The following is a 24,538-nucleotide window of genomic DNA, read 5'->3' on the forward strand; positions in this document are numbered from 1 at the left end:
AAAGCCCCGACCTTAAACGGCCATCAGGTCCTTTTCTTTTGCTTTCACGGCAACTTCGATATCAGCAACGAACTTGTCAGTCAGCTTCTGAACATCATCAGCGGCACGACGCTCTTCGTCTTCGCTGATTTCCTTCTCCTTGACCAGATCCTTGAGCTGGCTCAGGGCATCACGGCGGATATTGCGCACGGCAACCCGAGCGTCTTCAGCGGCATCACGCGCCTGCTTGGTGAAGCCCTTGCGGGTTTCCTCGGTCAGGGCCGGCATGGAGATCAGCAGCAGCTCACCCAGGTTGGTCGGGTTGAAGCCCAGGCCTGAGTTGAGGATGGCTTTATCCACGGCACCCAGCATGCTGCGCTCGAAAGGCACGACTTGCAGGGTACGCGAATCCTTGACCGTGACACTGGCGACTTGGTTGATCGGCGTATCGGTGCCGTAATAAGGCACCATCACGCCAGCCAGAATCTGCGGGTTCGCGGCGCCGGTACGGATACGACCGAAAGCGTGGTGCAGCGACTCCAGCGATTTGCCCATGCGTTCCTGGGCGTCTTTCTTGATTTCGTTGATCATTGTTCGCCTTCCTCGATCAGAGTTCCTTCAGCGCCGCCCACTACGATGTTCAGCAAGGCGCCAGGCTTGTTCATGTTGAAAACCCGCAATGGCATCTTGTGGTCACGGCACAGGCAGATTGCGGTCAGGTCCATTACGCCGAGCTTGCGGTCGAGTACTTCATCGTACGTCAGACGGTCGAATTTCTCGGCATGCGGATCCTTGAATGGATCGGCAGTGTACACGCCGTCGACCTTCGTCGCCTTCAACACGACGTCAGCATCGATTTCGATGGCACGCAGGCATGCGGCCGAGTCGGTGGTGAAGAACGGGTTACCGGTACCGGCAGCGAAGATCACCACGTCGCCAGAGTTCAGATGGCGAACACCTTTGCGGCGGTCGTAGTGGTCAGTGACACCGACCATGGAAATGGCCGACATGACGATGGCGGGGATATTCGAGCGCTCCAGCGCGTCGCGCATGGCCAGGGCGTTCATCACGGTCGCCAGCATACCCATATGGTCGCCGGTGACGCGATCCATGCCGGCCGCGCTAAGAGCCGCACCACGGAAGAGGTTGCCACCACCGATAACCAGGCCGACCTGGACACCGATACCAACGAGCTGACCCACTTCCAGCGCCATGCGATCCAGCACCTTCGGGTCGATCCCGAAGTCTTCCGAGCCCATCAGGGCCTCGCCGCTAAGTTTGAGCAAAATGCGTTTATAGCGAGGTTGACGACCACTCACCTGCTGAGCCATTGCGAATCTCTCCTGCGGCGTTTGTAAAATTCCGGGCGGGCTGTTTTCAGCCTGCGCCAACTGTAGCGTGGCGCTTGAATAGCGCCAGAGCGAAAGCAGATCTTGTAAACCGCTCGCGCTTTGACAAAGAGGCTGCGCGCGTGAGCGGGCAGCCTCTTTGGGGCGACAGATGTGAATCCGTCTTATTGCTTCTGGGCAGCAGCCAGTTGAGCAGCAACTTCTTCAGCGAAGTTGTCTTCTTTCTTCTCGATGCCTTCGCCTACTTTGAAGTAAGTGAAGGAAACGATTTCAGCACCAGCTTTCTTGACCAGAGCACCAACGGTGACTTCCGGGTTCTTGACGAAAGCTTGCTCGACCAGCGAGGCCTCGGCCAGGAACTTGGTGATACGACCAGCAATCATCTTCTCGACGATTTCAGCTGGCTTGCCTTTCATCTTGTCTTCGTTGAGCGTCAGGAATACGCCTTTCTCGCGCTCGATCGCTTCAGCGGAAACTTCCGATGGCAGCAGGAACTCAGGGTTGCTGGCAGCAACATGCATTGCAACATCTTTGGCCAGCTCGACGTCACCGCCTTTCAGGACAACAGCAACACCGATCTTGTTACCGTGCAGGTAGGTACCGACAACGTCACCCTCAACGCGCACCAGGCGACGGATGTTGACGTTTTCACCAACCTTGGAAACCAGGGCAAGGCGAGCCTCTTCCTGAGCTTCGATCAGCGGAGCAACATCGGTCAGCTTGTCATTGAAAGCTTTCTCGACGCTGGCAGTAACGAATGCCTTGAAGTCGTCTTGCAGAGCCAGGAAGTCGGTCTGCGAGTTGACTTCCAGCAGAACGGCGGCTTTGCCGTCGTCCTTGATGGCGATGGCGCCTTCGGCGGCAACGTTGCCAGCCTTTTTGGCAGCCTTGATGGCACCCGAGGCGCGCATGTCGTCAATGGCTTTTTCGATATCGCCGCCGGCTTTGGTGAGGGCTTTCTTGCAGTCCATCATGCCTTCGCCAGTACGCTCACGCAGTTCCTTGACCAACGCTGCAGTAATTTCTGCCATTTCAAAATCCTCTTGGATAGGTTTTCAACCATTCCACCCGATACTCACGGGCGCTAAATTCTGGAAATCCACTACCTGTATGCGGCGCGTCGATAATGCGGACACTTGGCGACAGGAGGATTTCAAGGTGGCAAAAAGGGGGCCTAGCCCCCTTTTTGCGTGCCAAGTCGACGCTAAGCGTCACTTACTCGGCAGCTGGCGCTTCTTCAGCGTAGACTTCGGTGCCGCCGGCAACGTTGTTGCGACCACGGATGACGGCGTCAGCCATCGAACCCATGTACAGCTGGATGGCGCGAATGGCGTCATCGTTGCCTGGGATGATGTAGTCAACACCTTCAGGGCTGCTGTTGGTATCGACAACGCCGATGACCGGGATGCCCAGCTTGTTGGCTTCGGTGATAGCGATGCGCTCGTGGTCAACGTCGATCACGAACAGTGCATCAGGCAAGCCGCCCATGTCCTTGATACCGCCCAGGCTGCGATCCAGTTTTTCCAGATCACGGGAGCGCATCAGCGCTTCTTTCTTGGTCAGTTTGGCGAAGGTACCGTCTTCAGCCTGGACTTCCAGCTCGCGCAGACGTTTGATCGAAGCGCGGATGGTTTTGTAGTTGGTCAGCATGCCGCCCAACCAGCGATGGTCGACGTACGGTGAACCGCAACGTGCTGCTTCTTCAGCAACGATCTTGCCAGCGGAACGCTTGGTGCCGACGAACAGGATCTTGTTTTTGCCCTGGGCCAGGCGCTCTACGAAGCTCAGAGCGTCGTTGAACATTGGCAGGGTTTTTTCCAGGTTGATGATGTGAATCTTGTTGCGCGCGCCGAAAATGAACTTGCCCATTTTCGGGTTCCAGTAACGGGTCTGGTGGCCGAAGTGCACACCGGCCTTCAGCATATCGCGCATGTTGACTTGGGACATGATAGTTCCTTGATAAGTCGGGTTGGGCCTCCACGCATCCCAATGACCAACCCGCGATCTGTCGATCGGAGCACCCAGGTCATCGTGTCGATACGTGTGTGGGTTTGAGCTTGACGGGGCTATCCCCGGAAAGCGGCGCATTTTATACCACACTCGATCGATGAACGAAACCCGCAATACCATCGCCTTAGCGGCCTTTTGCACCCCGGGCGCAATCGCGCCAGAATGCCAGCATTCATGAGGCACCAGCCGTGGCGCGGGGCCCTGAAACCGCCAACGCTCTGCTAGAATCGCGCCTTTCCTGTTTGCCAGCGCCGCTGCGCGCCGTAGAGAGCCTGCAATGACCGTTACCATCAAAACCGCCGAAGACATCGAAAAGATGCGCATCGCCGGCCGCCTTGCCGCCGAAGTCCTGGAAATGATCGAAGAACACGTCAAGCCCGGCGTGACCACCGAAGAACTGGACCGCCTCTGCCACGACTACATCGTCAACGTGCAGCAGGCCATTCCGGCGCCGCTCAACTATAAAGGCTTCCCCAAGTCGATCTGCACCTCGATCAACCATGTGGTCTGCCACGGCATCCCCAACGAGAAGCCGCTCAAGGCCGGCGACACGCTGAACATCGACGTGACCGTCATCAAGGACGGCTACCACGGTGACACCAGCCGCATGTTCCATGTCGGCGAAGTGCCGGTCTGGGCCGAGCGCCTGTCGAGAGTCACCCAGGAATGCCTGTACAAGGCAATCGAGCTGGTCAAACCGGGCTGCCGCCTGGGCGATATCGGCGAAGTGATCCAGAAGCACGCAGAAAAGAACGGCTTCTCGGTCGTCCGCGAGTTCTGCGGCCACGGCATCGGCAAGGTGTTCCACGAAGAGCCGCAGATCGTGCACTACGGCCGCGCCGGCACCGGCATGGAACTGAAGGAAGGCATGACCTTCACCATCGAGCCGATGATTAACCAGGGCAAGGCCGACACCAAGGTGCTGGGCGACGGCTGGACCGCCATCACCAAGGACCGCAAGCTTTCCGCCCAGTGGGAGCACACCATGGTGGTCACCGCGACCGGCTACGAAATCTTCACCCTGCGCAAAGACGACACCATTCCCCGTACTTCAGCCTGACCAGACAGGACGCGACTCGATGCCACAGGTGGATCCCGAGCTGTTCGACCGCGGCCAGTTCCAGGCGGAACTGGCCCTCAAGTCAAGCCCGATCGCGGCCTTCAAGAAAGCCATTCGTCGTGCCGGCGAAGTGCTCGATGAACGGTTTCGCCAGGGCCGTGATATCCGCCGGTTGATCGAGGACCGCGCCTGGTTCGTCGACAACATCCTGCAACAGGCCTGGAACCAGTTCGACTGGAGCGAAGATGCCGATATCGCCCTGGTCGCGGTCGGTGGCTACGGTCGCGGCGAGCTGCACCCGCACTCGGACATCGACCTGCTGATCCTGCTGGACAGCGCCGATCATGAGATTTTCCGCGACTCGATCGAGCGTTTTCTGACGCTGCTCTGGGATATCGGCCTGGAAGTCGGCCAGAGCGTGCGCTCCGTCGATGAATGCGCCGAACAGGCCCGCGCCGACCTGACGGTGGTCACCAACCTGATGGAAAGCCGCACCATCAGCGGCCCCGAGCACCTTCGCCTGCGCATGCTGGAGGTCACCAGCCCCGAGCACATGTGGCCGAGCAAGGAGTTCTTCCTGGCCAAGCGTGCCGAGCAGAAAGCCCGTCACCACAAGTACAACGACACCGAATACAACCTCGAACCCAACGTGAAGGGCTCGCCCGGCGGCCTGCGCGACATCCAGACGGTACTCTGGGTCGCCCGTCGCCAATACGGCACCCTGAACCTGCACGCCCTCGCGGGCGAAGGTTTCCTGCTGGAAAGTGAGAACAAGCTGCTGGCCTCGTCCCAGGAATTCCTCTGGAAAGTGCGCTACGCCCTGCACATGCTCGCCGGGCGCTCCGAAGACCGCCTGCTGTTCGACCACCAGCGCAGCATTGCTGCCCTGCTCGGCTTCAAGGATGACAACCCGAAACGCGCCATCGAGCAGTTCATGCAGCAGTATTACCGGGTGGTCATGAGCATTGCCGAGCTCAGCGACCTGATCATCCAGCACTTCGAGGAAGTCATCCTCGCCGACGACTCCAGCAGCACCACCCAGCCGCTGAACGCGCGCTTCCAGTTGCACGATGGCTATATCGAGGCCGTGCGCCCGAACGTGTTCAAGCGCACGCCGTTCGCCATGCTGGAAATCTTCGTGCTGATGGCGCAGCACCCGGAAATAAAGGGCGTTCGCGCCGACACCATCCGTCTGCTGCGGGAAAACCGTCACCTGATCGACGACAGTTTCCGCAACGATATCCGCAACACCAGCCTGTTCATCGAGCTGTTCAAGTGCGAGATCGGCATCCACCGTAACCTGCGCCGAATGAATCGCTACGGCATCCTCGGGCGCTACCTGCCGGAGTTCGGCCTGATCGTCGGGCAGATGCAGCACGACCTTTTCCACATCTATACAGTCGATGCCCACACCCTCAACCTGATCAAGCACCTGCGCAAACTCCAGTACACCCCGGTGTCGGAGAAGTTTCCGCTGGCCAGCAAGCTCATGGGCCGGCTGCCCAAGCCGGAACTGGCGTATCTCGCCGGGCTCTACCACGACATCGGCAAGGGCCGCCAGGGCGATCACTCGGAGCTGGGCGCGGTGGACGCGCAAGCCTTCTGCGAGCGCCATCAACTGCCGGCCTGGGACAGCCGCCTGATCGTCTGGCTGGTGCAGAACCACCTGGTGATGTCCACCACCGCGCAGCGCAAAGACCTTTCCGACCCGCAGGTGATCCACGATTTCGCCCAGATGGTCGGCGACCAGGTGCATCTGGACTACCTCTACGTGCTGACCGTGGCCGATATCAACGCCACCAACCCCAGCCTGTGGAACTCGTGGCGCGCCAGCCTGCTGCGCCAGCTCTATACCGAGACCAAGCGCGCCTTGCGCCGCGGCCTGGAAAACCCGCTGGACCGTGAAGAGCAGATCCGCCAGACGCAAAGCGCCGCCCTCGACATTCTGGTGCGCGAAGGCACCGACCAGGACGACGTCGAACAGCTTTGGTCGCAACTGGGCGACGACTATTTCCTGCGCCACACCGCCGCCGATGTCGCCTGGCACTCCGACGCGATCCTCCAGCAGCCCGCCGATGGCGGCCCGCTGGTGCTGATCAAGGAAACCACCCAGCGCGAATTCGAAGGCGGCACGCAGATCTTCATCTACGCACCCGATCAGCATGATTTCTTCGCCGTGACCGTGGCGGCGATGGACCAGCTCAACCTGAACATCCATGACGCGCGGATCATCACCTCCAGCAGCCAGTTCACCCTCGACACCTACATCGTGCTCGACAACGACGGCGGCTCGATCGGCGACAACCCGCAGCGCATCAAGCAGATCCGCGACGGCCTGACCGAAGCCCTGCGCAACCCGGACGACTACCCGAACATCATCCATCGCCGGGTGCCGCGCCAGCTCAAGCACTTCTCCTTCGCGCCGCAGGTGACCATCCTCAACGATGCCCAGCGCCCGGTGACCATCCTCGAAATCATCGCGCCCGACCGCCCGGGCCTGCTGGCGCGGATCGGCAAGATCTTCCTGGACTTCGACCTGTCGCTGCAGAACGCCAAGATCGCCACCCTCGGCGAGCGCGTGGAAGACGTGTTCTTCATTACCGACGCCGACAACCAACCGCTTTCCGACCCACAACTGTGCAGCCGCCTGCAGGACGCGATCGTCGAACAGTTGCGCGTCGACCAGGCCAGTGGCAATGAACCCTTTCGCCTGACCATTTAATGCTTTGACGAGAACCCGCGCCGATGAACACCGCTTTGAACCAGCTTCAGCCCTACCCGTTCGAGAAACTGCGCGCCCTGCTGGGCAGCGTCACCCCTGCGGCGGACAAGCGCGCCATCGCCCTGTCGATCGGTGAGCCGAAGCACACCTCGCCGGCTTTCGTGGCCAAGGCCCTGGCCGACAATCTCGACCAGATGGCGGTGTACCCGACCACCCTCGGCCTGCCGGCCCTGCGCGAATCCATCGCCCACTGGTGCGAGCGCCGCTTCGGCGTGCCGGCCGGCTGGCTCGACGCCGCCCGCCATGTGCTGCCGGTCAATGGCACCCGTGAAGCGCTGTTTTCCTTCACCCAGGCCGTAGTCAATCGCAGCGATGACGGCCTGATCATCAGCCCGAATCCGTTCTATCAGATCTACGAAGGCGCGGCGCTGCTGGCCGGCGTCAAGCCGCACTACCTGCCATGCCTGGACCAGAACGGCTTCAACCCGGACTTCGACGCGGTGCCGGCGGACGTCTGGCAGCGCTGCCAGATCCTCTTCCTCTGCTCGCCCGGCAACCCGACCGGCGCCCTGGTGCCGCTGGAAACCCTGAAGAAACTCATCGCCCTGGCCGACCAATACGACTTCGTCATCGCCGCCGACGAGTGCTACAGCGAACTGTACTTCGACGAACAAACCCCGCCGCCGGGCCTGCTCAGCGCCTGCGCCGAACTGGGCCGCAGTGACTTCAAGCGTTGCGTGGTGTTCCACAGCCTGTCCAAGCGCTCCAACCTGCCGGGCCTGCGTTCCGGTTTCGTTGCCGGTGACGCCGACATCCTCAAGGGCTTCCTGCTGTACCGCACCTACCATGGCTGCGCGATGCCGGTGCAGACCCAACTGGCGAGCATCGCTGCCTGGAACGACGAAGCCCACGTGCGCGACAACCGCGACCTGTACCGCGAGAAGTTCGACGCCGTACTGGACATCCTCGGCCCGGTGCTGGACGTGCAAAAACCGGATGGCGGCTTCTACCTCTGGGCGAAAGTCCCGGGCAACGACGATGCCGCGTTCTGCCGTGACCTGTTCGAGCAACAGCACGTGACCGTGGTGCCGGGCTCGTACCTGTCCCGTGACGTTGACGGCGTCAACCCGGGTGCCGGCCGCGTGCGCATGGCGCTGGTGGCACCGCTGGCGGAGTGTGTGGAAGCGGCGAAGCGTATTCGGGCGTTTATCGAAGGTTGAACAATCTGCGCTAGCATCCCGCCCGGTGCACAACTGATGTTTCTGTCAGTTGTGCACCCAAAATAGCGCTCGGCGACGAGGGCTGTTCATCCTATTGCACCAGTTGGTTGATCTCGATGATCGGTAACAGCACCGCCATGACGATCACCAGCACCACCCCGCCCATCACCACGATCATCAGCGGCTCAAGCAACGCGGTCATGCCCATGGCCCGGCGCTCGATGTCGCGGGACAAGGTTTGTGCAGCGCGCTCGAGCATCGGCGGCAGCGACCCGGTTTTCTCACCGCTGGCAATCAAATGAATCAACAGCGGCGGAAACACATTCTCCACCTTGAGCGCCGCCGCCAGGTTCGCGCCTTCTCGTACCCTGGCCGTGGCCTCGCTGACGCTCAGGCTCAGGCGTTCGTTGGACAGGGTCTGACGTGCCGCCTCCAGCGCCCGCAAGAGCGGCACCCCGGCGCCGCCAAGAATCGCCAGCGTGGAGGCGAACCTTGCCGTGTTCAATCCCAGGACAAAACGACCGATCAGGGGAAGCTTCAGCACCCGATGGTGCCAGCTCAAACGCGCCGTCGGGTTGCGCAAATAAAGTCGCCAGCTCCAAAACGCACCGGTCATGACGGCAGCGCATAACCAGCCCCAGGTGCGGATGAAGTCACTGGCATTGAGCATCGCAAGCGTCAGCCACGGCAAATCCTGACGGGCCTGGGAAAACGCACTCACCACCTGCGGCACCACGTAGCTGAGCAGGAAAATCACGATCCCGATCGACACCAGTCCGACCACGCCGGGATAAATGAACGCCGTGAGTATCTTGCTGCGCAGGTTGTTGCGCTCCTCGATGTAATCCGCCAGCCGCTCCATCACCTGCGCCAGGTCCCCGGACTCCTCCCCCGCCGCGATCAACGCCCGGTAGATTTCGGGAAAATCCCGAGGCCGCGCCGCCAGCGCCTCGGCCAGGCGCATGCCGCTGCGTACATCGGCACGCACGCCACTGAGGGTGTGGGCGATATGCTTTTTCTCGGACTGCTCCACCGTAGCGCTCAGCGCAGCTTCCAGCGGCAGGCTGGCACTGAGCAGGCTCGCCAGTTGCCGGGTGGCCCAGGCCAGGTCGTTGTCCGAAAGCCGCGGGCTGAACAGACTGTCGGAACCGGAATGGGCCGCAGGATTCTCCTGTTGCACCGACAGCGCCGTCAGACCCCGACTGCGCAGCACGCCTAGCGCCGCACTCTGGCTATCGGCCTCGAGGTGTCCGGACTCGATCTTGCCGCTGGCATCAGCAGCTTCAAAACGGTAGCGGTTCATCAGGTGTCCCGTGTCACACGCAAGATTTCTTCAGGGGCCGTGACACCGCTGCGGATCCAGCGCTCGCCGTCCTCGCGCAAGCTGAGCATCCCGGCTTGCTGCGCGGCTGCCCGCAAGGCCTGCTCTCCGGCGCCTTGATGGATCAGGGTGCGGATATCGTCGTCGATGCAGAACAACTCATGAATCCCGGTACGACCGCTGTAACCCGTGTGGTTGCAGGCCTCACAGCCCACTGGACGCCAGGTGCCGGGGGTTGCCGGGTCTTGCTGCCTGCACTGCGAACACAGGCGCCGCACCAGTCGTTGCGCCAGCACGCCGAGCATCGACGACGCCAACAGAAACGGTTCGACGCCCATGTCGACCAACCGGTTGACCGCCGACACGGCATCGTTGGTGTGCAGGGTCGCCAGCACCAGGTGACCGGTCAACGAAGCCTGCACGGCGATCTGCGCGGTTTCGAGATCACGAATCTCGCCGATCATGATGATGTCCGGGTCTTGCCGGAGAATCGCCCGCAGGGCCAGGGCGAAGGTCATGTCGATCTTGGCGTTGACCTGGATCTGGCTGATGCCCGGCAGGTCATATTCCACCGGGTCCTCCACGGTGAGGATATTGCTGGTGCTGGCGTCGAGCCGCGCCAGTGCCGCATAGAGACTGGTGGTCTTGCCGCTGCCGGTCGGGCCGGTGACCAGCACGATGCCGTGGGGCTGGCAGATCAGTTGGTCGAGCCTGGCCAGCACCTGCGCGTCCATGCCGAGCGTTTCCAGATGCAATCGCCCAGCCTGTTTGTCGAGCAGGCGCATCACCACCCGTTCGCCATGACCGGTGGGCACGGTCGAGACGCGGATGTCGATCGGCCGCCCGGCCACGCGCAAGGTGATACGACCGTCCTGGGGCAAGCGCTTTTCAGCGATGTCGAGCAGGGCCATGATCTTGATCCGTGACACCAGCGCGCCATGCAGTGCCTTGCGCGGCGAGACCACGTCGCGCAGGGTGCCGTCGACCCGGTAGCGCACCACCGAATGGGTTTCGAAGGGTTCGATATGGATGTCGCTGGCCTCGTCACGCGCCGCCTGGGTGAGCAAGGCGTTGATCATGCGAATCACCGGCGCGCCGTCCTGTGTGTCGAGCAGGTCGGTGATTTCCGGCATGTCCTGCATCAGGCGGTCGAGGTCGACTTCGTTCTCTGCCGCACCGACCACTGCCGCCGCGCTGCCGGTATCGGCGTAGGCCGTGGCCAGCAGACCGTCGAGTTCGTCATCGCGCACCCGCTCCAGCCTGGCCGGGCCGAACTGGCGACGCACCTCGCTGATCGACCAACCCGGTGTCGACGGGCACACCGTCAGCACCCCTTCACGCAACAGAATGCGCTGGGCCTTGGCCCAGGCGTAGGGCAGTGCGCTCACAGGTTCGGGCCTCCATCCAGCGGCACCGCCCTGATGGTCGCCCTCGGCGCTGAAACTGCCCCCGGAGCCGGGACGCCCTGCGCTGCGGTCGGCAGCTGCGGAGCCTGCATGTCTGGCATCGCCCAGTTGCGCTCCGGTTGCAATCCGCCCTGGGCGCGACGCATGAAGTCGTAACGATTGAGGGTGATGCTGCGCCCCGCCGCGCTGTCGCGAATGATGTACGGGCGCAGGAATACCATCAGATTTGTCTTGTTGATCGAGCGGCGTTCGTTACGAAACAGCGCGCCGATCCCCGGCAGGCTGCCGAGCCATGGCACCGCTTCGTTGCTCTGGCTGTAGCCGTCCTGCAACAGACCGCCGAGCACCATGATCTGGCCGTCGTCGAGCAGGATGCTGGTGTCGATCGCACGCTTGCTGGTGACGACCCCCGCCGACGTAGCGGAGGCCGATGCCCGCTCGTCGATGCTGCTGACTTCCTGATAGATATCGAGCTTGACCGTGCCGCCCTCGGAAATCTGCGGTCGCACGTTGAGCTTCAACCCGACCTCTTCACGGGTCACGGTCTGGAACGGGTTGTTGCTGGTTCCGCCGCCACCGGTAACGTAACTGCCGCTGACGAACGGAATGGTCTGGCCGACGAAAATGCTCGCGGCTTCGTTATCCAGGGTCAGCAGGTTCGGTGTCGACAGCACGTTGGTGCCGCCTTTGCTCTTCAAGGCCCGGGCCAGGACTTTCAAATCGAGGATTTTGCCGATGCCGGGGATGTCGACACTGCCATTCACGTAGCCGAGATTCAGCCCTTGGGGCAGAACATCTAGACTGGTCTTGCCGTTGAGGTTGATTCCGGAGCCGCCCAGATTGGCGCCGCCGATCACACCCTTGCCACCGAGATTGCCGGTCTGCCATTGCACGCCGAATTCACTGGCATCGTCTTCGCCGACCTCGACGATCAGGCTTTCGATCATCACTTGCGCACGGCGCTGGTCGAGCAGATCGATGACTTCCCGCAGGTTGCGGTACAGCGGTTCCGCTGCCGAAATCAACAATGTGTTGGTGGTGGCGTCGGCCTGGATGGTCACGCCACCCGCGCTGAACGCGACGTTCTGTTCACTGTCCTGCGCATTGCTGCCGCCGCTGCTGCCCTGGGCATAGTTGCCGCCCGAGCTGCCGTTATGGGCCGTTGAAGCGGTGCCGTTGGTTTGCATACCACTCTGGCTGCCCTGCCCGCTCGAATTGCCGCCCATGGCACTGAGTGCCGAGCGCGCGCTATCGCTGGTGTTGCTGTCGCTTTCGCCGGTCAGTAAACCCCGCAAGGTCTGAGCCAGCTTGCCGGCCTGGGCATTGCGCAGGTAAACCACATGCAGGTTGCTCGGGTTGCTTTGGGCGTTGTCGAGCTTGTAGATCAGGTTGCGGGCCAGCTCGGTGCGCTCGGGGCTGCCGGCGCGGATGATGATGGTATTGGAGCGCGGATCGCCGATCACCACGATTTTCTGGGTCAGATCGTTGCCCGATGTCTCCAGCAGATCGGCCACCATCGGCGCGATGTCGGCGGCGATGCCGTTGTGGATCGGTACCACGTCGGTGTCGATGGCACTCGGGATATCGATGGTGGCGATCAGCTCTGCGACCCGCTCAAGGTTGGCAGCGTAGTCGGTGACCACCAGGGTATTGTTGCCGGGATAGGAGTTGATCGGATTGTTCGGCGAGACGATCGGCCGCAGCACCGGGATCAGGTTGACTGCATTTTCGTACTGCAGGCGGAAAGTGCGGGTGAGCATGCCATTGCCGGCCGGCTTGTCGGCGCTGTAGACCGGTCCGCCAAGAAATTTGGCGTCGACTTCCGGCACCACATGGGCCACGCCACCGACATCCACCACGCTGAAGCCCTGCATGCGCAGCACCGCCAACAGCATTTCGTAAGCCTGGCGCGCCGGCACCTGGCCCTCGGACACAAGCGTCAGGTTGCCTTTGACCCGCGGATCGACCAGAAACTGCTGGCCGGTGGAGCGGGACAGTGCCCGCACCACTGCCTGAATATCGGCCTCCACGAAGTTCAGGGTCACCAACTGGTCGCCCAGCGGATTGACCGCCGCGTGTGGCGTAGAAGCAGTGCGGGGCCGTTCGGTGATGTTGTGCCGTTGCTTGGGGACGGGCCTGGCCTGGGCCTGCATCCGCTCGCGATCCAGCACCGCGTCGCCACTGCGCTGGGTATTGGCCAAGGGCCGGCCGAGCTCGCTGTCCACCAGCAACGGCGGCTGGTTTTGCGGTGTGGTGCTACTGCACGCACTCAACGCCATCAACAGCATTGGCAATGCCTTGCGCACCGGGTTGAAACCTGACCCCTTCATGAAGCTTCCTTAGCGCCCAGCGCCTGATCCATGCGTACAGTGCCTGACAGAGTGCCGGCGGTATCATCGGTCGCAGCGCCGCCTGCACGTTGCAGACGGGCCTCGACCACTTGCAGCGAAAATTGCCGTGGGCGGCTCAGCAGCCAGTCGAGCACCGCATCGGCGGGTGCGGCATCGAAGGTCAACTGCCAGCCCCCGGACGGTGCAGCCTGCAACTGGTAGTGGCCGCCCAGCCCGCCGGCCTGCAAGGTCTGTTGCAGCGCGTGTTCGAGGTTTTGTCCGTCGGGCCGGGGGCTGACGTCCCGCAGCAGCACGTCCAGTGCTTCGGTCTGGGCGCGCAGTTTCGGTGCCTCGGCTTGCCAATAAGCGATCTTCGCAAGCGGCGGCTGGATCAATGCCACCCAGAAAAACAGCCCCAGCAGCAGCACCGCCATACCGCCGACCATGCGCTTTTCCCGCAGGGTCAATGCCTGCCAACCGGTCTGCAATCGAACGTTCAGGCGCCGCCACCCGGCCCGATGCCTGGCAAGGATTGGGTTATTCATCCTCTGCTCCGCTGCTGTCGTCGGTGGAGATCACCTCGGCTGCCGGGCGCAAAACCCAGCCGTCATCAGTGGCACTGACGCTGATGCCCGCCTGAGCCAGTGCACCTTGCCAGCCCTTGTCGTTGTCCGATCGGCTGGCCTCGGCCAGCAGGCTCAGTTGCAACGCACCGTCGGCGAACACCAGCCGCTGTACGCTGCCCCTCATGAACGGCATGCTGCTGCCAGCCTGCAACACCAGACGATTGAAGCCTTGGGCGGGATCGTCCGCCGTGCCTTGCTGGCGGGCAGTGAGTTGCTGCCGGGCCTGTTGCAGCGGATTGAGGATCACCGGCAATTCGGGGAACGCCTGCTTCACCCGCTGTGTCATTTGCGCCTTGAGCTGCTGGCCCTGGAGGGCTTCACGGGCGGCGTACAGATTCAACCCGATCCCCCAGACAGCCAATGCCACTGCGCAGCAAGCGAGCGCCCGCCCCCAGCTTCGCCGCCCGGTATCCGCTTGCCGAACACCTCCGTGAAGCCCCCAATTCGGCGCAATACCTGACCAATAAAGCGCTGCAGGCTTTTCGTCGAGGCTCTCGCCGCGAGCGCCTTGGCCAATCCAATTCACCCTGTCGCCATCCGCCAGCAAGTCATCCAGGCGGTCTTCCATCAATGGCTCCACGGCCCCTTGCTCAGCGCTCTGGCGTAACAGCAAGTGGTCGTCCAGCAAGCAGGCGCTTATGTGTCCGGCAGGCGGCAAGGCAAGCCTGTAAGGCGCGGGATAAAGGCCACGCAAGGTCAATCGATGCTGGGCCAACAGCCGGGCGAGGCGATCCAGCTCAGCCTTGGCCAACCAGCTCACATGAACCTGCCCGTTGCCATCCCGGGCGCTATGGGCGACATGCAGGCGGTCCTTGTCCCCAAGGATCAGCGTCTGTACAGCGCACCCCACCGCAGCCCGCACTCTCGCGGCAGAAAGCGGCGGCAGTTCGATGCTGGTCATTACGCTGTCCGCAGGATGAAGAAAGCACTCGACGGCTCGCGACCCGGTTTGCTGTCCTATCTGCATGAGCGTGCTGACGCCGGTCTGCCCGACACGGCCGCGGTGTTCCAGACAAGCGAATTCAAGCTCGGTGTTTGCCGTCAGGTGCTCCAGTGGCGGCAATGCGATTCTCAGCAGCGTCATACTCCCGGCCTCGACCAGATCACCTTGGGCACGCCCTGTTCCGGACTATGCAGAAGCGCGTCCATGCCGACGCGACGCTTCTCGCAGCGGGTCTGGCCATGAAGCAGGAACCACTCGCTGCTAATGCCGACTTTGAGCCCGTCGATACTCAACTGCGGCAAGCGCAGACGATTGCCGATATCGCCTCGGTCTATGAACCAGAGACCGCTGTCACGTTCCGCCACGGCTGCTCTGGCCTGCGTCAGAGACAACCCCGGCACCATCGCGGCCAGGACTTCCGCACTGGCGGTATTGGCGTTGACCCAGGCATTGACCGGAATGATGCTGACGAATTGATCCAGCCGGGCAAGTAGCGCCTCGTTCATGCCATCGAGGCCACGCAAACCTTCCAGGCTGCGCAACATCGGCAGGGCAGCAGGCAGCGGTTTGTGAATGTAGCCAGGAGAGGTGGAGCGACCACTGGCGAAGCTGTTCTGGGTAGCAGATTGCTCCGACACTTGTGGCCCGGGAACTCGCGGATAGGAAGCAATGACCCGTTGACTGATACGCTGCGCGAGACCGGCATCGATGCCAATTATTTCGCATAACCGCTCGAAACTGCGCACCTGATCGGCATCAACGCGCTCATTAGCCAGCAAGTTGCGCAGGTTGAACTTGCCTTGCTGATCGACCAATCGACCTTCGAACGGTCCCATCCGGGGGGTCGGAACGACGGTCTGAATGAGTTGTGCCCATGGCTGGTCAGGTCGGGTCAGCCGATCTCGCTTGCGAGAATCCAGAAGGACGTACCGGCTGACTTCCAGCCCCCCCAGGAGTACCGCATGGCTCTGCACGCGACACTGTTCTGCCTCAAGTGACCGCGTGAGTACACTCTGGCGGGTCAGCATGCCGGCGGCAATCACCGCCACTACCGCCGCGATCAACAAGGCGCTGATGATCGCCATGCCCCTCTGCCTGGGCAATGTCCGCGAATACGATTTCATGGCGGCGCTTAGAGCTGCCAGGAGCCGATATCGGCATTCGCGCCTTCGCCATCCGGCTGGCCGTCGGCCCCCAGAGAAAAGATGTCGACTTCGCCATTGGCGCCGGGATTCAAGTAGTGATACGGATGACCCCAAGGGTCATTGGGCAGGCGCTCCAGATAGGAACGCCAGTGGGTATTTTTCGCGTCGGCCGGACGCTCCACCAGCACCTTGAGCCCCTGATTCATGCTGGGGTAGCTACCGTGGTCGAGACGATAAAGCTTCAGCGCCTGCATCAGCCCCGCGACGTCTTGCCTCGCCGCCGTGGCCCTGGCCTGGTCAGGACGATCGAGCACCTTGGGTACGACCATGGCCGCGAGGATACCGAGGATAACCACGACTACCATGATTTCTATCAGCGTGAACCCACGTTGACCGCGACGGTTTGCGGACTGATATTTGGCGCGCGCGAAATCCATTTCCACCTTCCTTGGCTTGGTTGCGATTCGGCGCGCAGTGTAACAAAACCGGTCCGATGAAAAATACAAATACCACCTGGGGCGCCTCGCCATTTCCTCGGGCCCGGGTGCTATTCTGCGCCCCTGTTTTCAGCCAAGAGTCATTCATGGAGACGTTGCGCAAGGAGCGTGGATTCACCTTGATCGAGGTCCTTGTGGCCTTGACGATCATTGCCATTGCGATGTCGGCGGCCGTTCGCATCGCGGGCCTGATGACTCAAATCAACGAACGGCTGCGTGATCGCTCGATGGCGCTGCTGGCGGCGCAAAGCCAGATCGCCGAGCTACGACTTGAAGGACGCTTTTCCGCGGGCCTGAAGCGTTTTGAATGTGATCAGGGAAGGTTGCAACTTCGTTGTGAGCAGACCATTGCTCCAAGCGCCGATGGGCGGCTGATGCACGTCACGGTCCTGGTTTCAGATGGCCTGCGCGAGGCACCGCCGCTGGCTCGGCTCGACACGCTCCTCAGCCAGACAATGGAATAACGCCAGGAGCGTGTTCATGGACGAGTCAATCGAGGTAATACAGGGGAGTCCGGCAGCGTGCTGACTTTGAATCGGCTCTGCTCCGAACCTCGCTCGACGATGACCGCATCCCCTTCTATCGCCAGCAGGCGCAAACCGTTGGCCAGGCGGTCACCGGTGAGAAAGCTGCGGGGCGGGCCGTTGTTGAGGCTGATGATGGCCACCGCGCCTTGCGCACCGGCCATCACCCCGGACACCTTGATGTCCATCATCACAGGCTGGCTGGAAAACCATCGCAATGCGGGTGTGTCGGCGCGGGCCTCTGGATCAGGGCGCGTTGCCGCCGGTGCATTGGATTCGGCCGACGTCAGCAACAGCGCTGACCAGACCAACACGCCCGCCAGCGCCGCGATCAGGGCCGCGCCTTGCAGAATGTGCGGCGCCGCTACACGAAAAGTGAATGCCAAGACAAAACCTCCCTGTTGTCTGGTGTTGCAGTCTACAGGACCGATAAACAACGACGGAACGTTGGCCATGCCCCAATACGGACAAAAGGGTTTTACCCTGATCGAACTGATGGTGGTGCTCATCATTGTTGGAATCGCCAGCGCGGCCGTCAGCATCAGCATCAAGCCAGATCCGCAACAACGCTTGCGCAAGGATGCCAATCGGCTGGTCCAGTTGCTGCAAATTGCCCAGGCCGAGGCGCAAGTCGATGGGCGCCCGATCACCTTGGAATCCGATGGCAAGGGTTTTCATTTCAGCCGTCGCAGTGACCAGGGGTTCGGCTTCGATCATTTCACCCAGGATTCACACCTGTATCCGCGCACCTGGGAAACGCCGGACCTCAAGATAAGCGTCACACCGAAACAGCGAGTGATCTTGAATGGGGAGTGGTTCAACCCGCCCATGCAACTGGCACTCTCCGACGGTCGCAACACCCTCGCCGTGCAGCGGACGGCCGACGGGCAAATCAGGGTAGTGAACGAGCCATGAAGCGCAGACAGGGCGGCCTTACCCTGATCGAGGTCATGGTGGCGATTCTGCTGATGGCAATCGTCAGTCTGATTGCGTGGCGTGGTCTGGACAGCGTGACGCGCACCGACAGTCATTTGCAGAGGGACGCAGAACAAAACCGGGAGGTCCTGCACACCCTGCACCAACTGGAGCGAGATGTGGCTTTGCGGGCGAACGTCGAGTTGCAGGCGCCGGACCTGAACAACAACGACCCCCAACACGCCGCGAAGTCGAAGGTCATCAGCGTCCGCAGTACCGACAACAACAGCTTCCGTCTCGACGTGATCCGCAGCGCGGCAACTTCGGACAGTGGCTTGCAGCGTGTTCGCTGGTGGCTGGAGGGGGACACGCTGTACCGTGCCAGCGCTGCTGCCCGGGATCGCTTCCCCTTGCCGACGCCCACGTCTCGCGACGGCGTGGCGGTACTGGGTAATATCACCAGCCTGCAGGTGCGTATCTGGGAGCCCGGCGCAGGCTGGCGCCAGTTGAACGGCAATCGTAAAAACGGCCCGCGAGGCCTGGAAATCCGATTGACCCGGGAAACGCCCCAGGGTGAGGAGCGTTTTCGACAGGTGCTGGGCCCACTGAATTGACTCGCTGACCCTCTACATACCGATGGAGCTCAAGGGCAGCGTAAGCCGGGTTCACTTCACCTGCCCCAGGTTGGCCTCGCTCAAATCCAGTTCCCCCAGCACCCTGCGCACCACATCGTCGCCGATCTCGTGATGACGGTGCAGCCGATACAGCTCCAGACGCTGCGCCCGCAGCGCACGCAAACGCAAGCGGCGCTCCAGTTGATCCATCTGTTCGGCCAGCGCGCGGGCCTCGGCGCTGTCGTTATAGGCATCGAGTTGCTGGCGATACTCGGCCATCAGGCGCGCTTTCAGTTCAGCCGCCAGTGCCGCCTGCGAAGCATCCTGCTGTGCGCCAGGTTCGGCGGTTTCTTCTGCTTCCAGCGCGTGAATCGCCGCCTCGGCAGTGCGGCGCCAGGCTTCATCAGCTTCCTGTTGCAGGGCGTCGTCCGCGCTTTTCTCGACGCCGCGCAGCAACAGCGGCAAGGCAATGCAGGCCGACACCAGCGACAGCAGGATCACCCCGGCGGCGATGAAAATCAGCAGGTCGCGTTCCGGGAAATCCTTGCCGGCACTGATCAGAAGCGGCACCGACATCACACCCGCCAAGGTCACCGCCCCGCGCACGCCACCCACGGTCAGCAGCCAGCAGGAGCGCGCATTCGGGCCGAGTACCAACTCGCCCTTGCCCCGCCAGCGACGCACCATGCCGATCAGTCGCCAGATGCTCTGCACCCAGACATAGCGCAGCAGCAGCAACACGCCGAAGATCGCCACCACCTCCAGGCAGCGCCAGGCCAGGGTCGGCCAGAGCGAGGCTTCGTGGCTGGTCACCGCCTTGATGATGTCCGGCAATTGCAGGCCCAGCAGCAGGAAGATCAGGCCATTGAAAGCGAATTCCAGCAGCGACCAGACACTGCGGTTGAGCAGTCGGGTACTGGTCTGCCGCGGCAGCAGGTCGAGCCAGCTCTGCATCATTCCCGCCGCCACGGCCGAGAGAATGCCCGAAGCGCCCAGGCGCTCGGCCAGTACATAAGCGGCGAACGGCAGGAGCAACATGAACACCACGTGGGTAGCCGGGTCGTCCCAGCCGCGAGCGATCATCCAGGTGCGCAGGCGGCCCACCAGCCAGCTCAAGGCAACGCCGATGGCCAGGCCGCCGAGCGCCACCAGGACGAAGGTCAGGCTGGCCTCGGCCAGGGAAAACACCCCGGTGATGGCTGCCGCCAGGGCGAACTTGAAAGTCACCAGGCCCGACGCGTCGTTCATCAGCGCTTCGCCTTGCAGCATGTGCATCAACGGCGTCGGCAGGCGGTCCTGGGTGATGGCCGACACCGCCACGGCATCGGTCGGCGACAGCACCGCGGCAAGCGCGAAGGCCACGGGCAGCGGAATGGACGGAATGATCCAGTGGATGAAGTAACCGGCGCCAACCACGGTAAACAGCACCAACCCCACCGCGAGCGTGAGGATCGGCCCGCGCAAGCGCCACAGTTCGCGCTTGGGCATGCGCCAGCCATCGGAGAACAGCAGCGGCGGCAGGAACAGGAAGAGAAACAGTTCAGGGTCCAGCGCCACATGCAAACCCAGGGTCGGCCAGGCCAGCAAGGCACCGGCGGCGATCTGCACCAGCGGCAACGGCAGCGGGATCATTCGCCCCACCAGCTTGGAGACACTGACCAGCATCAGCAGGATGAGGACGGTATAGGCTGACTGCATACGGCGTGTTTCCTGTTCGATTCGAAAGCATTCCCTGGCACGCTGGACAGCCGAGTGCCATTGGACACATATAGTAACGACCTCGACCACCGAGCGACCGCTGAACATAAGTCGCAGGTCGGCGGAGAATGTGTAACACCATGCTACACAAGACTTTTATCCTGCTGCATCGGTTTTACCCTCCCATACCGTGATTACAAGGAAGAGCGTCCGATGGCCCCAGACCTGAACAACGATAGCCCCGATCGCGCCCTGCTCGTCATCGACGTGCAGAACGACTTCATTCCCGGCGGTGCCCTGCCGGTGACCGGCGGCGACCAGATCGTGCCGCTGATCAACCGCATCGCCGGCGGTTTTCGCAATGTGGTCCAGGCCCAGGACTGGCACCCCGCCGGTCACGCCTCGTTTGCCTCAAGCCATCCCGGCCGCAAGCCGTTCGAGGTCATCGAATTGCCGTACGGGCCGCAGGTGCTGTGGCCCGATCACTGCATCCAGGGCAGCGAGGGCGCGCTGTTTCACCCGTTGCTGAACATCCCCCATACCCAGTTGATCGTGCGCAAAGGCGGCAATCCGGCGGTGGACAGTTACTCGGCATTCACCGAAGCCGACCAGAAGACCACCACGGGCCTCGCCGGCTACTTGCAGGAAAAGGGTATTTCCACCGTCTACGTGGTCGGCCTGGCGCTGGACTTCTGCGTCGCCTGGACGGCGCTGCATGCCCGGGGCAAGGGTTTCGTCACTTATGTGGTGCTGGACGCCTGCCGGGCCATCGACAGCGACGGCTCGCTGGAGCGGGCAATGGCGGAGATGCAGGAAGCCGGGGTGATTTTCATCGAGTCCCGGCAGTTACTCGTCGCACCCTGATACACGCATGTCCGATGCCGGCGCCACAGCCGTGGCGCCGTGCCCGTTGTTGCCGCATAATCCAGCCCACCCAAAATTCCGAGGAGTCGCGGGGTTGCTGCGGGAACGCCCGACAACCCTTAATGTTCAATGGCTTACACTCTTTACGGCATCAAAGCCTGTGACACGATGAAAAAGGCACGTAGCTGGCTCGAAGAACAAGCCATCGACTACGCCTTCCACGATTACAAAACCCAGGGCATCGACCGGGACAGCCTCAACCGCTGGTGCGACGAGCACGGCTGGAACGTGATCCTGAACCGCGCCGGCACCACCTTCCGCAAGCTCGATGACGCCCAGAAGGCCGACATCGACCAGGCCAAGGCCGTCGAACTGATGCTCGCCCAACCGTCGATGATCAAGCGCCCGGTACTCGACCTGGGCGACAAGACCCTGGTGGGTTTCAAACCGGACCTGTACGCGGCCGCGCTGAAGTGAGCCGCACGCTTTTCATCAATTTCAGTACGAGGTAACTGCATGTCCACTTCCCTGTTCAGCCTGGCCTTCGGTGTCGGCACCCAGAACCGCCAAGGCGCTTGGCTGGAAGTCTTCTACGCCCAGCCACTGCTCAACCCGGCCGCCGAACTGGTCGCCGCCGTCGCCCCATTGCTGGGTTATGAAGGCGGCAACCAGGCCATCACCTTCACCACGTCCCAGGCCGCGCAACTGGCCGAAGCGATCAAGGCTGTCGATCCGCTGCAATCCGCCCTGCTGACCCGCCTTGCTGAAAGCAGCAAGCCGCTGGTCGCCACGCTGCTGGCCGAAGACGCCACCCTGAGCTCGACGCCCGAGGCGTACCTCAAGCTGCACCTGCTCTCCCACCGCCTGGTCAAGCCGCACGGCCTGAGCCTGGCCGGCATCTTCCCGCTGCTGCCGAACGTCGCCTGGACCAGCCAGGGCGCCATCGACCTGGCCGAACTGGCCGAGCAGCAACTGGAAGCGCGCCTGAAAGGCGAGCTGCTGGAAGTGTTCTCGGTAGACAAATTCCCGAAGATGACCGACTACGTCGTGCCGACCGGCGTGCGTATCGCCGACAGCGCCCGTGTCCGCCTGGGCGCCTACATCGGCGAAGGCACCACGATCATGCACGAAGGCTTCGTCAACTTTAACGCCGGCACCGAAGGCCCGGGCATGATTGAAGGCCGCGTTTCCGCGGGCGTCTTCGTCGGCAAGGGTTCGGACCTGGGCGGCGGTTGCTCGACCATGGGCACCCTGTCCGGTGGCGGCAACATCATCATCAAAGTGGGCGAAGGCTGCCTGATCGGCGCCAACGCCGGTATCGGCATCCCGCTGGGCGACCGCAACACCGTCGAAGCCGGCCTGTACATCACTGCGGGCACCAAGGTGCAACTGCTCGACGAGCAGAACCAACTGGTCAAAGTGGTCAAGGCCCGCGACCTGGCCGGCCAGACCGACCTGCTGTTCCGCCGCAACTCGGTTTCCGGCGCTGTCGAGTGCAAGACGCACAAGTCGGCCATCGAGCTGAACGAAGCGCTGCACGCCCACAACTAAGTGGTACGATCGGGTCTGGCCTTTCGCCAGACCCGATATTCAGGCCCTACGATCATGTTCCAACCCTCTCCCTGGCGCGCGGATTTTCCCGCCATCGCCGCCCTGCAACGCCAGCACCAGACCTATCTGGACAGCGCGGCAACCACCCAGAAACCCCAAGCCCTGCTCGATGCGCTGAGCCATTACTACGCCCATGGCGCAGCCAATGTGCACCGTGCCCAGCACCTGCCGGGCGCCCTGGCGACCCAGGCCTTCGAGGCCAGCCGGGAAAAAGTCGCGCTCTGGCTCAATGCCAGTGCCAGCGGACAAATCGTCTTCACCCACGGCGCCACCTCGGCACTGAACCTGCTGGCCTATGCCCTCGAAGGACGTTTCGAGGCCGGTGAGGAAATCGCTGTCAGCGCCCTCGAACACCACGCCAACCTGTTGCCGTGGCAGCAACTGGCCAAGCGCCGCGGCCTGAAGCTGGTGATCCTGCCGCTGGACGGGCGCGGCCAGATCGACCTCGACGCCGCCCTGCAACTCATCGGCCCGCGCACTCGCTTGCTGGCGGTCAGCCAGCTCTCCAATGTCCTTGGCACCTGGCAGCCGTTGCAGCCGTTGCTCGACCATGCCCGCGCCCAAGGCGCGCTGACTGTGGTCGACGGTGCACAAGGCGTGGTCCACGGCCGGCACGACGTTGCCCGGCTGGGTTGTGATTTCTACGTCTTTTCCAGCCACAAGCTCTACGGCCCGGACGGCCTCGGCGTGCTCTACGGGCGCCACGAGGCATTGGCCCTGCTGCGCCACTGGCAGTTCGGCGGCGAAATGGTGCAACTGGCCGGTTACGAAGAGTCGAGCTTCCGCCCCGCCCCACTTGGCTTCGAAGCCGGTACGCCGCCGATCGCCAGCGTGATCGGCCTCGGCGCGACCCTCGACTACTTGGCCAGCCTCGACCAGAACGCCGTCACCGAACATGAAGCCGCGCTGCACCGCCATCTGCTGCGCGGCCTGCAGGATCGCGAAGGCGTTCGCCTGCTCGGCGCTCCGCAGGCGGCCCTGGCCAGCTTCGTGGTGGATGGCGTGCACAACGCCGATGTATCGCACCTGCTGACCGAGCAGGGTGTCGCCGTGCGCGCCGGCCATCACTGCGCCATGCCACTGGTCAATCGCCTCGGGCTCGACGGCGCGATCCGCGTGTCGCTGGCGCTGTACAACGATTCGGACGACCTGCTGCACTTCTTCAACGCGCTGGACCAAGCCCTGGAGTTGCTGCGATGAGCCTCGCCCCCGGTGCACAAGAGGCACTCGACAGCTTCAACGCCGCGGCGGGCTGGGAACAGCGCGCCCGCCTGCTGATGCAGTGGGGCGAACGGCTGGCGCCGCTGAGTGATGAGGAAAAGTCCGACGCCAATCGCGTCCATGGCTGTGAAAGCCAGGTGTGGCTGGTGGCCCATGAAGCAGACGGCCGCTGGCGTTTCGCCGCGGGCAGCGATGCGCGCTTGATTCGCGGCTTGCTGGCGTTGTTGCTGGTGCGGGTCGAGGGCTTGTCCAGCGCCGAACTGCGCACGCTGGACCTGCCCGACTGGTTCAATCAGCTCGGCCTCGGCCGGCAGCTCTCCCCTTCGCGCAGCAACGGTCTGAACGCCGTGCTGCAACGCATGGCTCAGCTCGCTTCGGGCGGCTGAGCCTTTTTGCGCTCGGCCGGGGGGGGGGGGGGGGGGCCCCCCCGCGCCCCCCCCCCCCCCCCGCCCCCCCACCACCCCCCCCCCCCCCCCCCCCAAA

At 62.6% G+C, this 24,538-nt stretch carries 24 protein-coding genes; 11 read left to right on the plus strand and 13 right to left on the minus strand.

Annotation, left to right across the window (positions count from 1 at the left end; genetic code table 11):
* Positions 1-12: 12 nt before the first annotated feature.
* The 4 genes from frr to rpsB all read right to left on the minus strand — a co-directional run bounded on the left by frr (position 13) and on the right by rpsB (position 3,275).
* The gene (gene frr, locus NTD88_RS16980) at positions 13-570 is read right to left on the minus strand and encodes a ribosome recycling factor (protein ID WP_095154083.1); all 558 of its coding nucleotides are present in this window, start codon (positions 568-570) and stop codon (positions 13-15) included.
* Positions 567-1,310 (minus strand): UMP kinase, encoded by a 744-nt coding sequence (pyrH, locus tag NTD88_RS16985; RefSeq protein ID WP_095154084.1) that lies wholly within the window; start codon positions 1,308-1,310, stop codon positions 567-569. Before pyrH ends, frr begins: the two co-directional genes overlap by 4 nt.
* A gap of 182 nt (positions 1,311-1,492) precedes the next feature.
* Positions 1,493-2,359, minus strand: a complete 867-nt coding sequence (gene tsf, locus NTD88_RS16990; RefSeq protein ID WP_095154085.1) for a translation elongation factor Ts — start codon at positions 2,357-2,359, stop codon at positions 1,493-1,495.
* A 184-nt stretch (positions 2,360-2,543) separates the two neighbouring features.
* Entirely contained in the window at positions 2,544-3,275 is a 732-nt protein-coding gene (gene rpsB / locus NTD88_RS16995) for a 30S ribosomal protein S2 (protein ID WP_095154086.1), read from the minus strand.
* A 340-nt stretch (positions 3,276-3,615) separates the two neighbouring features.
* Here rpsB and map point away from each other — a divergent pair, with 340 nt between their 5' ends.
* The 3 genes from map to dapC are packed head-to-tail and all read left to right on the plus strand — an operon-like array spanning position 3,616 to position 8,340.
* Positions 3,616-4,398 carry a type I methionyl aminopeptidase gene (gene map / locus NTD88_RS17000; protein WP_095154087.1) on the plus strand — a complete coding sequence of 261 codons (783 nt, stop codon included), beginning with the start codon at positions 3,616-3,618 and terminating at the stop codon, positions 4,396-4,398.
* A 19-nt stretch (positions 4,399-4,417) separates the two neighbouring features.
* A complete protein-coding gene (locus NTD88_RS17005) occupies positions 4,418-7,120 on the plus strand; it encodes a [protein-PII] uridylyltransferase (RefSeq protein ID WP_262153578.1) in 2,703 nt (900 codons plus the stop codon).
* A gap of 23 nt (positions 7,121-7,143) precedes the next feature.
* A complete protein-coding gene (gene dapC, locus NTD88_RS17010; RefSeq protein ID WP_262129065.1) occupies positions 7,144-8,340 on the plus strand; it encodes a succinyldiaminopimelate transaminase in 1,197 nt (398 codons plus the stop codon).
* A 91-nt stretch (positions 8,341-8,431) separates the two neighbouring features.
* Here the strand turns inward: dapC and gspF are convergent, their stop codons facing one another.
* The 7 genes from gspF to gspG are packed head-to-tail and all read right to left on the minus strand — an operon-like array spanning position 8,432 to position 16,548.
* Positions 8,432-9,643, minus strand: a complete 1,212-nt coding sequence (gene gspF, locus NTD88_RS17015; RefSeq protein ID WP_262129064.1) for a type II secretion system inner membrane protein GspF — start codon at positions 9,641-9,643, stop codon at positions 8,432-8,434.
* Positions 9,643-11,049, minus strand: coding sequence for a type II secretion system ATPase GspE (gene gspE, locus NTD88_RS17020; RefSeq protein ID WP_262153577.1), 1,407 nt, complete (start codon positions 11,047-11,049; stop codon positions 9,643-9,645). The genes gspF and gspE overlap by 1 nt, the downstream gene beginning before the upstream one ends.
* On the minus strand, positions 11,046-13,397 hold the full coding sequence (gene gspD, locus NTD88_RS17025; protein WP_262153576.1) for a type II secretion system secretin GspD: 2,352 nt from the start codon (positions 13,395-13,397) through the stop codon (positions 11,046-11,048). The genes gspE and gspD overlap by 4 nt, the downstream gene beginning before the upstream one ends.
* Positions 13,394-13,942, minus strand: a complete 549-nt coding sequence (locus NTD88_RS17030; RefSeq protein ID WP_262153575.1) for a type II secretion system protein M — start codon at positions 13,940-13,942, stop codon at positions 13,394-13,396. Before NTD88_RS17030 ends, gspD begins: the two co-directional genes overlap by 4 nt.
* Positions 13,935-15,107 (minus strand): type II secretion system protein GspL, encoded by a 1,173-nt coding sequence (gene gspL, locus NTD88_RS17035; protein WP_262153574.1) that lies wholly within the window; start codon positions 15,105-15,107, stop codon positions 13,935-13,937. The genes NTD88_RS17030 and gspL overlap by 8 nt, the downstream gene beginning before the upstream one ends.
* Positions 15,104-16,090: a type II secretion system minor pseudopilin GspK gene (gene gspK / locus NTD88_RS17040; protein ID WP_262153573.1), complete on the minus strand. Its 987-nt coding sequence runs from the start codon at positions 16,088-16,090 to the stop codon at positions 15,104-15,106. Before gspK ends, gspL begins: the two co-directional genes overlap by 4 nt.
* 8 nt (positions 16,091-16,098) lie before the next feature.
* The gene (gspG, locus tag NTD88_RS17045; protein WP_262153572.1) at positions 16,099-16,548 is read right to left on the minus strand and encodes a type II secretion system major pseudopilin GspG; all 450 of its coding nucleotides are present in this window, start codon (positions 16,546-16,548) and stop codon (positions 16,099-16,101) included.
* 146 nt (positions 16,549-16,694) lie between these two features.
* Between gspG and gspI the strand changes: the two genes are divergently transcribed.
* Positions 16,695-17,072, plus strand: coding sequence for a type II secretion system minor pseudopilin GspI (gene gspI, locus NTD88_RS17050; RefSeq protein ID WP_262153571.1), 378 nt, complete (start codon positions 16,695-16,697; stop codon positions 17,070-17,072).
* Between the two features lie 14 nt (positions 17,073-17,086).
* Here the strand turns inward: gspI and NTD88_RS17055 are convergent, their stop codons facing one another.
* Positions 17,087-17,518 (minus strand): general secretion pathway protein GspC, encoded by a 432-nt coding sequence (locus NTD88_RS17055; protein ID WP_262153602.1) that lies wholly within the window; start codon positions 17,516-17,518, stop codon positions 17,087-17,089.
* Between the two features lie 67 nt (positions 17,519-17,585).
* On the opposite strand from NTD88_RS17055, the gene gspH reads away from it, so the two are divergent.
* Both gspH and NTD88_RS17065 read left to right on the plus strand, forming a co-directional pair.
* Positions 17,586-18,047, plus strand: coding sequence for a type II secretion system minor pseudopilin GspH (gene gspH, locus NTD88_RS17060; RefSeq protein WP_262153570.1), 462 nt, complete (start codon positions 17,586-17,588; stop codon positions 18,045-18,047).
* On the plus strand, positions 18,044-18,661 hold the full coding sequence (locus tag NTD88_RS17065) for a type II secretion system protein GspJ (protein ID WP_262153569.1): 618 nt from the start codon (positions 18,044-18,046) through the stop codon (positions 18,659-18,661). The genes gspH and NTD88_RS17065 overlap by 4 nt, the downstream gene beginning before the upstream one ends.
* Before the next feature lie 51 nt (positions 18,662-18,712).
* On the opposite strand, the gene NTD88_RS17070 is transcribed toward NTD88_RS17065, so the two are convergent.
* A complete protein-coding gene (locus tag NTD88_RS17070; RefSeq protein WP_262129060.1) occupies positions 18,713-20,359 on the minus strand; it encodes a Na+/H+ antiporter in 1,647 nt (548 codons plus the stop codon).
* A gap of 213 nt (positions 20,360-20,572) precedes the next feature.
* On the opposite strand from NTD88_RS17070, the gene pncA reads away from it, so the two are divergent.
* From pncA to NTD88_RS17095, 5 genes are all read left to right on the plus strand, one after another.
* Positions 20,573-21,223, plus strand: coding sequence for a bifunctional nicotinamidase/pyrazinamidase (pncA, locus tag NTD88_RS17075; protein WP_262153568.1), 651 nt, complete (start codon positions 20,573-20,575; stop codon positions 21,221-21,223).
* Between the two features lie 129 nt (positions 21,224-21,352).
* On the plus strand, positions 21,353-21,700 hold the full coding sequence (locus NTD88_RS17080) for an ArsC family reductase (protein ID WP_095154103.1): 348 nt from the start codon (positions 21,353-21,355) through the stop codon (positions 21,698-21,700).
* Positions 21,701-21,739: 39 nt separating this feature from the next.
* Complete coding sequence (gene dapD / locus NTD88_RS17085; RefSeq protein WP_262129057.1) at positions 21,740-22,774, plus strand: 2,3,4,5-tetrahydropyridine-2,6-dicarboxylate N-succinyltransferase; 1,035 nt, start codon at positions 21,740-21,742, stop codon at positions 22,772-22,774.
* Between the two features lie 54 nt (positions 22,775-22,828).
* Entirely contained in the window at positions 22,829-24,034 is a 1,206-nt protein-coding gene (locus NTD88_RS17090; RefSeq protein WP_262153567.1) for an aminotransferase class V-fold PLP-dependent enzyme, read from the plus strand.
* Positions 24,031-24,441: a SufE family protein gene (locus NTD88_RS17095; RefSeq protein WP_262153566.1), complete on the plus strand. Its 411-nt coding sequence runs from the start codon at positions 24,031-24,033 to the stop codon at positions 24,439-24,441. The genes NTD88_RS17090 and NTD88_RS17095 overlap by 4 nt, the downstream gene beginning before the upstream one ends.
* Positions 24,442-24,538 lie beyond the last annotated feature (97 nt).

This window comes from Pseudomonas sp. 20P_3.2_Bac5, assembly GCF_025466035.1.
In the GTDB taxonomy this organism is placed as follows: domain Bacteria; phylum Pseudomonadota; class Gammaproteobacteria; order Pseudomonadales; family Pseudomonadaceae; genus Aquipseudomonas.

Bases quoted from the DNA above. Each gene is read 5' to 3' on its own strand.
- frr (WP_095154083.1), bottom strand. From the start codon at position 570: ATGATCAACGAAATCAAGAAAGACGCCCAGGAACGCATGGGCAAATCG.
- pyrH (WP_095154084.1), bottom strand. From the start codon at position 1,310: ATGGCTCAGCAGGTGAGTGGTCGTCAACCTCGCTATAAACGCATTTTG.
- tsf (WP_095154085.1), bottom strand. From the start codon at position 2,359: ATGGCAGAAATTACTGCAGCGTTGGTCAAGGAACTGCGTGAGCGTACT.
- rpsB (WP_095154086.1), bottom strand. From the start codon at position 3,275: ATGTCCCAAGTCAACATGCGCGATATGCTGAAGGCCGGTGTGCACTTC.
- map (WP_095154087.1), top strand. From the start codon at position 3,616: ATGACCGTTACCATCAAAACCGCCGAAGACATCGAAAAGATGCGCATC.
- NTD88_RS17005 (WP_262153578.1), top strand. From the start codon at position 4,418: ATGCCACAGGTGGATCCCGAGCTGTTCGACCGCGGCCAGTTCCAGGCG.
- dapC (WP_262129065.1), top strand. From the start codon at position 7,144: ATGAACACCGCTTTGAACCAGCTTCAGCCCTACCCGTTCGAGAAACTG.
- gspF (WP_262129064.1), bottom strand. From the start codon at position 9,643: ATGAACCGCTACCGTTTTGAAGCTGCTGATGCCAGCGGCAAGATCGAG.
- gspD (WP_262153576.1), bottom strand. From the start codon at position 13,397: ATGAAGGGGTCAGGTTTCAACCCGGTGCGCAAGGCATTGCCAATGCTG.
- NTD88_RS17030 (WP_262153575.1), bottom strand. From the start codon at position 13,942: ATGAATAACCCAATCCTTGCCAGGCATCGGGCCGGGTGGCGGCGCCTG.
- gspL (WP_262153574.1), bottom strand. From the start codon at position 15,107: ATGACGCTGCTGAGAATCGCATTGCCGCCACTGGAGCACCTGACGGCA.
- gspK (WP_262153573.1), bottom strand. From the start codon at position 16,090: ATGAAATCGTATTCGCGGACATTGCCCAGGCAGAGGGGCATGGCGATC.
- gspG (WP_262153572.1), bottom strand. From the start codon at position 16,548: ATGGATTTCGCGCGCGCCAAATATCAGTCCGCAAACCGTCGCGGTCAA.
- gspI (WP_262153571.1), top strand. From the start codon at position 16,695: ATGGAGACGTTGCGCAAGGAGCGTGGATTCACCTTGATCGAGGTCCTT.
- gspH (WP_262153570.1), top strand. From the start codon at position 17,586: ATGCCCCAATACGGACAAAAGGGTTTTACCCTGATCGAACTGATGGTG.
- NTD88_RS17065 (WP_262153569.1), top strand. From the start codon at position 18,044: ATGAAGCGCAGACAGGGCGGCCTTACCCTGATCGAGGTCATGGTGGCG.
- NTD88_RS17070 (WP_262129060.1), bottom strand. From the start codon at position 20,359: ATGCAGTCAGCCTATACCGTCCTCATCCTGCTGATGCTGGTCAGTGTC.
- pncA (WP_262153568.1), top strand. From the start codon at position 20,573: ATGGCCCCAGACCTGAACAACGATAGCCCCGATCGCGCCCTGCTCGTC.
- NTD88_RS17080 (WP_095154103.1), top strand. From the start codon at position 21,353: ATGGCTTACACTCTTTACGGCATCAAAGCCTGTGACACGATGAAAAAG.
- dapD (WP_262129057.1), top strand. From the start codon at position 21,740: ATGTCCACTTCCCTGTTCAGCCTGGCCTTCGGTGTCGGCACCCAGAAC.
- NTD88_RS17090 (WP_262153567.1), top strand. From the start codon at position 22,829: ATGTTCCAACCCTCTCCCTGGCGCGCGGATTTTCCCGCCATCGCCGCC.
- NTD88_RS17095 (WP_262153566.1), top strand. From the start codon at position 24,031: ATGAGCCTCGCCCCCGGTGCACAAGAGGCACTCGACAGCTTCAACGCC.